This window comes from Streptomyces sp. NPDC047453 (assembly GCF_040643155.1).
Classification (GTDB): domain Bacteria; phylum Actinomycetota; class Actinomycetes; order Streptomycetales; family Streptomycetaceae; genus Streptomyces.
The window spans coordinates 1-5,404 of the sequence record NZ_JBEYTS010000084.1 but is presented as its reverse complement, the minus strand read 5'-3'; the positions used below and the strand labels follow the sequence as shown (position 1 = coordinate 5,404).

The following is a 5,404-nucleotide window of genomic DNA, read 5'->3' as shown; positions in this document are numbered from 1 at the left end:
CCACGCAGGAGGCCGGACGATGAGCCCGCGTACCAGCAAGCCGCACGAGATCGTCGAGCGCGCCCTCGCACTGTCCCGGGCCGACGGGTGCGTCGTGATCGCCGACGAGCAGTCCACCGCCAATCTGCGCTGGGCGGGCAACGCGCTGACCACGAACGGTGTCACGCGCGGGCGCACCCTCACCGTGATCGCGACCGTCGACGGCCGGGAAGGCACCGCGTCGGGCGTGGTGTCGCGGGCCGCCGTGACCGAGGACGAGCTGGAGCCGCTGGTGCGGGCCGCGGAGGCCGCCGCGCGCGGGGCGGGGCCCGCCGAGGACGCCCAGCCGCTGGTCACGGACGTACCGCAGTCCCCGGACTTCACCGACGCGCCCGCCGAGACCTCCTCGGCGGTGTTCGCGGACTTCGCGCCCGCGCTCGGCGAGTCGTTCGCACGCGCGCGTGCCGGTGGCCGCGAACTGTACGGCTTCGCCAACCACGAGCTGGTGTCGACCTACCTGGGTACGTCGACGGGCCTGCGGCTGCGCCACGACCAGCCGGCCGGGACGCTGGAGCTGAACGCCAAGTCCCCGGACCGCACCCGCTCGGCGTGGGCCGGACGGTCCACACGGGACTTCAAGGACGTGGACCCGGCGGCGCTGGACGCGGAGCTGGCCGTACGGCTCGGCTGGGCGGAGCGCCGGATCGAGCTGCCCGCCGGGCGGTACGAGACGCTGCTGCCGCCGACGGCGGTCGCCGATCTGCTGATCTACCAGATCTGGTCGTCCTCGGGCCGGGACGCCGCCGAGGGGCGCACGGTGTTCTCCAAGCCGGGCGGCGGCACCCGCGTCGGCGAGAAGCTGACCGAGCTTCCCCTGACGCTGCGCAGCGATCCGGACGAGCCGGCCCTGGAGTGCGCGCCGTTCGTGGTCGCGCACTCCTCCGGGGACGACCGGTCGGTGTTCGACAACGGGCTGCCCGTGCACGCCACCGAGTGGATCGGCGGCGGCGAGCTGCGGCATCTGCTGACCACCCGGCACAGCGCCGGCCTGACCGGTCTGCCGCTCGCCCCGTCGGCCGGCAACCTCGTCCTCGACGGCGGCACCGGCCGCTCGCTCCAGGAGATGGTCGCCGGCACCGAGCGCGGGCTGCTGCTCACCTGCCTGTGGTACATCCGCGAGGTGGACCCCGCGACGCTGCTGCTCACGGGCCTGACCCGGGACGGCGTGTACCTCGTGGAGAACGGCGAGGTGACCGGTGAGGTCAACAACTTCCGGTTCAACGAGTCGCCGGTGGACGTGCTGGGACGGGCGACCGAGGCCGGGCGGACCGAGAAGACGCTGCCCAGGGAGTGGAGCGACTACTTCACCCGGGCCGCGATGCCCGCGCTGCGCGTCCCGGAATTCAACATGAGCTCTGTCAGCCAGGGCGTATAACCTCGTAGTCGGCTGTCACCCGACTGCCCGAAGAGCACCGAGCATCACCTAGGAGACACGAGAACCGTGACGGACATCGTCGACGAGTTGAAGTGGCGTGGGCTGTTCGCCCTGTCCACCGACGAGGACGCTTTGCGCAAGGCGCTCGCGGACGGTCCCGTCACGTTCTATTGCGGCTTCGACCCGACGGCACCGTCACTGCACGTGGGGCACCTGGTGCAGGTGCTCACCGTGCGCCGGCTCCAGCAGGCCGGGCACCGGCCGCTGGCGCTGGTCGGCGGGGCCACGGGCCTGATCGGCGACCCCCGCCCGACCGCCGAGCGCACGCTGAACGACCCGGAGACGGTGGCCGGCTGGGTGGACCGGCTGCGCGGCCAGATCGAGCCGTTCCTGTCCTTCGAGGGCGAGAACGCCGCCGTGATGGTGAACAACCTCGACTGGACGCAGGGCCTGTCCGCGATCGAGTTCCTACGGGACATCGGCAAGCACTTCCGGGTCAACAAGATGCTGACGAAGGACTCCGTCGCCCGCCGTCTGGAGTCCGACCAGGGCATCAGCTACACCGAGTTCAGCTACCAGATCCTCCAGGGCATGGACTTCCTCCAGCTCTACCGGAGGTACGGCTGCGCGCTCCAGCAGGGCGGCAGCGACCAGTGGGGCAACCTCACGGCAGGCCTCGACCTGATCCACCGCCTTGAGCCGGACGCGGCGGTGCACGCGCTCGCGACGCCGCTGATGACGAAGGCGGACGGCACCAAGTTCGGCAAGACCGAGGGCGGCGCGGTCTGGCTCGACGCGGAGATGACGACGCCGTACGCGTTCTACCAGTTCTGGCTGAACGTGGACGACCGGGACATCTCCCGCTACATGCGCATCCTGTCCTTCAAGTCCCGCGAGGAGCTGGAGGAGCTGGAGCGGCAGACCGAGGAGCGTCCGCAGGCACGGGCCGCGCAGCGCGCGCTGGCCGAGGAGCTGACGACGCTGGTGCACGGCGCCGAGCAGACGGCCGCCGTGATCGCCGCGTCCAAGGCGCTGTTCGGCCAGGGCGAGCTGACCGGGCTGGACGAGCGGACCCTGGCCGCGGCGCTGTCGGAGGTGCCGCGCGCCGAGGTCACCGAGCTGGGCCCGGTGGTCGACCTGTTCGCCGAGGTCGGCCTGGCGCCCAGCAAGTCGGCCGCGCGCCGCACGGTGAAGGAGGGCGGCGCCTACGTGAACAACGTCAAGGTCACCGCCGAGGACGCGGTCCCCGCCGCGGAGGACCTGCTGCACGGCCGCTGGCTGGTGCTGCGCCGGGGCAAGAAGAACCTGGCGGCGGTCGAGGTCACGAACGGCTGAGCCCGGACGTACGACCAGGCACGAAGGGCGCGGCCCACCCGGGATTCCGGGTGGGCCGCCCCCTTCGGCCTGTGCGCCGGCGCTATGCCCGCTGGGCGTCCTGCCGCTTCTTGTTGCCCCACAGCGCCATGTACGCCATGTCGCCGACGAAGACGATGATGATCGCGGCCACGAGCTGGAAGAAGTGCCTGCTCCAGTCGATGCCGCGGGTCGAGGCGACACCGGCCGCGCGGGCTACCGCGTTGCCGACGATCGCGCCGAGCATGCCGAAGATCGTGGTCAGCCAGATGGGGCTGTGCTGCTTGCCCGGGATGATCGCCTTCGCGATCAGCCCCAGCACGAAACCCACGATGATCGCCCACAACCAGCCCATGGCTGCCTCCTCGTCCGGCTCTATGTGAGCATTACGCCCAGTGTCGGGGTGGCTTCGGTGGGTCGCACGTCGGGTACGGCCGCCGGAAGGCCCCGGGGGGGGCGGCCCACGGGACGAAGCCGGCGCCGTTCGTGCAGGCAGAACGGCGGCCCCGGCCTCGTAGGCGGTGGGAACGCGGCGTAACGTGGAGGTCGGCGGGTCGTTGTCCCGACCGGTCAGGGACCGGACGCGGGCCGGGGAGTTGTCCGATACGGACGAATGGTGGACGGGTGATGCGGAAACAGCACGGCGAGGGCAACGCCCAGGTGTTCCGGATCACGGGAGCCCGGACGGGCCTTCAGGAGGATGTGCGCGGCCGGCAGCGCCGGTACGTCATCTCGATGTCGATCCGTACGGCGTCGGTGATCCTCGCGGTGGCGCTGTGGAACGTCGAGCGGTATGTGGCGATCGTGGCGCTGGTGCTCGGGGGTGTGCTGCCCTACATCGCCGTGGTGATCGCGAACGCGGGGCGGGAGAGCGCGCCCAAACTGCCGTCGACGTTCGTCACCATGCCGTCGAAGCCGATGATCACGCCGCCGCGGAGCGACGACGGTTTCACGCGGTCCGCCACGGAGGACACCGCGGGCGACACCGCGGCCGGGACGGCGCGCGAGCCGCGTGACAGCGCCTGACCTGGCCCGTCGGCGCGGCCGAACGGTGGCGTTCCGGGAAGCTCAAGAAATGCTCAGATCAATCATGTTGTTCCGGTGCCGGGCGGCGGGTTACGCGTGACATACTTCGTACGCGCTCCGCATCCCCCGTCGGAGCGACAGACCGACGCCGGGCAGCTCCCCCCGTGGCTGCTCGGCGTCGCCTTGTGTGCAGTGGTTGTGAGACGAACCCGTGACTGACGAAACCCCGATCTGCTCCGCCAAGGGCTGCCGTGCCGCGGCCGTGTGGGTGCTGGCCTGGAACAATCCGAAGATCCACACACCGGAGCGCCGCAAGACGTGGCTGGCGTGCGAGGAGCACCGGGAGCACCTGTCCCAGTTCCTCGGTGTGCGGGGCTTTCTGAAGGACGTGGTTTCCTTCAGCGAGTGGGAAGCGCCGGACAACAGCGCAGACGGCGGCGCCTAGCCGCCGATCGCCGACATCGGCCGCTGCGGCTGGACGAAGGACGGGTCGTCCAGGCCCGCTCCCGCCTTCTTGCCCCACATCGCCACCCGCCATATGCGGGCGATCTCCTCGTCGGGGGCGCCGGAGCGCAGGGCGGCGCGCAGGTCGGTCTCCTCGGTGGCGAACAGGCAGGTGCGGATCTGGCCGTCGGCCGTGAGCCGGGTGCGGTCGCAGGCCGCGCAGAACGGGCGGGTGACGGAGGCGATCACGCCGACGCGGTGCGGGCCGCCGTCCACGATCCAGCGCTCGGCCGGGGCCGAGCCGCGCTCCCCGTCGCCCTCGGGGGTCAGCTCGAAGCGGGTGCCCAGCGAGGTCAGGATCTCGGCCGCGGTCACCATGCCCTCGCGCTTCCAGCCGTGCTGGGCGTCCAGGGGCATCTGCTCGATGAAGCGGAGCTCGTAGTCGTGCTCCACCGCCCAGGCCAGCAGGTCCGGGGCCTCGTCCGCGTTCAGGTCGCGCATCAGGACGGTGTTGACCTTCACCGGGGTCAGGCCGGCCTCGCGGGCGGCTTCGAGGCCCTCGATGACGTCCTTGTGCCGGTCCCGCCGGGTGAGCGCCTTGAAGACGTCCGGGCGCAGGGTGTCCAGGGAGACGTTGACCCGGTCCAGACCGGCGGCCCTCAGGGCGGTCGCGGTGCGCTTCAGTCCGATGCCGTTGGTGGTGAGGGACGTCTGCGGGCGGGGGTCCAGCGCCGCGACCCGCTCGACGATGCCGACCAGGCCGGGGCGCAGCATGGGCTCGCCGCCGGTGAAGCGGACCTCCCTGATGCCGAGGGAGGTGACGGCGATGTCGATCAGGCGGACGATCTCGTCGTCGGTGAGCAGGGTCGGCTTGGCCAGCCACTGCAGCCCTTCCTCGGGCATGCAGTACGTACAGCGCAGGTTGCACCGGTCGGTCAGCGAGACTCTCAGGTCGGTGGCCACCCGGCCGTAGGTGTCGATGAGCATGTGGCCCCCTCCCTCGTCGCGCGGATCCATGTGGCGCACCACTCGAAGTTGTCGTCATCTGCGAGCCTACGTGACAGCACTGACAACGACAGCGCCGGAAGTCACGAGACCGATCCCGGCCCCGGGGTTCCCCGCGACGATCAACGGGTTCGAGTACACGGTGGACAACACCATGCCGGT

The 5,404-nt window shown here is 71.0% G+C and carries 6 protein-coding genes; 4 read left to right on the top strand and 2 right to left on the bottom strand.

All coding sequences use genetic code 11. The features are described 5' to 3' along the window. Positions 1-19 precede the first annotated feature (19 nt). Positions 20-1,414 (top strand): metallopeptidase TldD-related protein, encoded by a 1,395-nt coding sequence (locus tag ABZ818_RS37130; RefSeq protein WP_361424998.1) that lies wholly within the window; start codon positions 20-22, stop codon positions 1,412-1,414. A 66-nt stretch (positions 1,415-1,480) separates the two neighbouring features. Continuing rightward, positions 1,481-2,749 (top strand): tyrosine--tRNA ligase, encoded by a 1,269-nt coding sequence (tyrS, locus tag ABZ818_RS37125; RefSeq protein WP_361424995.1) that lies wholly within the window; start codon positions 1,481-1,483, stop codon positions 2,747-2,749. A gap of 82 nt (positions 2,750-2,831) precedes the next feature. Here the strand turns inward: tyrS and ABZ818_RS37120 are convergent, their stop codons facing one another. Further along, positions 2,832-3,122, bottom strand: coding sequence for a GlsB/YeaQ/YmgE family stress response membrane protein (locus tag ABZ818_RS37120; protein ID WP_141362238.1), 291 nt, complete (start codon positions 3,120-3,122; stop codon positions 2,832-2,834). 272 nt (positions 3,123-3,394) lie between these two features. Here ABZ818_RS37120 and ABZ818_RS37115 point away from each other — a divergent pair, with 272 nt between their 5' ends. Next, entirely contained in the window at positions 3,395-3,793 is a 399-nt protein-coding gene (locus ABZ818_RS37115; RefSeq protein WP_361424993.1) for a DUF3099 domain-containing protein, read from the top strand. Between the two features lie 211 nt (positions 3,794-4,004). Further along, positions 4,005-4,238 carry a hypothetical protein gene (locus tag ABZ818_RS37110; protein WP_361424990.1) on the top strand — a complete coding sequence of 78 codons (234 nt, stop codon included), beginning with the start codon at positions 4,005-4,007 and terminating at the stop codon, positions 4,236-4,238. Here the strand turns inward: ABZ818_RS37110 and moaA are convergent. Further along, a complete protein-coding gene (gene moaA, locus ABZ818_RS37105) occupies positions 4,235-5,224 on the bottom strand; it encodes a GTP 3',8-cyclase MoaA (RefSeq protein ID WP_361424987.1) in 990 nt (329 codons plus the stop codon). The two genes, ABZ818_RS37110 and moaA, sit on opposite strands and share 4 nt — an antisense overlap. Between the last annotated feature and the right edge of the window lie 180 nt (positions 5,225-5,404).

Excerpts from the sequence above, each read along its gene's own strand:
- ABZ818_RS37130 (WP_361424998.1), top strand. The coding sequence starts at position 20 with ATGAGCCCGCGTACCAGCAAGCCGCACGAGATCGTCGAGCGCGCCCTC.
- ABZ818_RS37120 (WP_141362238.1), bottom strand. The coding sequence starts at position 3,122 with ATGGGCTGGTTGTGGGCGATCATCGTGGGTTTCGTGCTGGGGCTGATC.
- ABZ818_RS37115 (WP_361424993.1), top strand. The coding sequence starts at position 3,395 with ATGCGGAAACAGCACGGCGAGGGCAACGCCCAGGTGTTCCGGATCACG.
- moaA (WP_361424987.1), bottom strand. The coding sequence starts at position 5,224 with ATGCTCATCGACACCTACGGCCGGGTGGCCACCGACCTGAGAGTCTCG.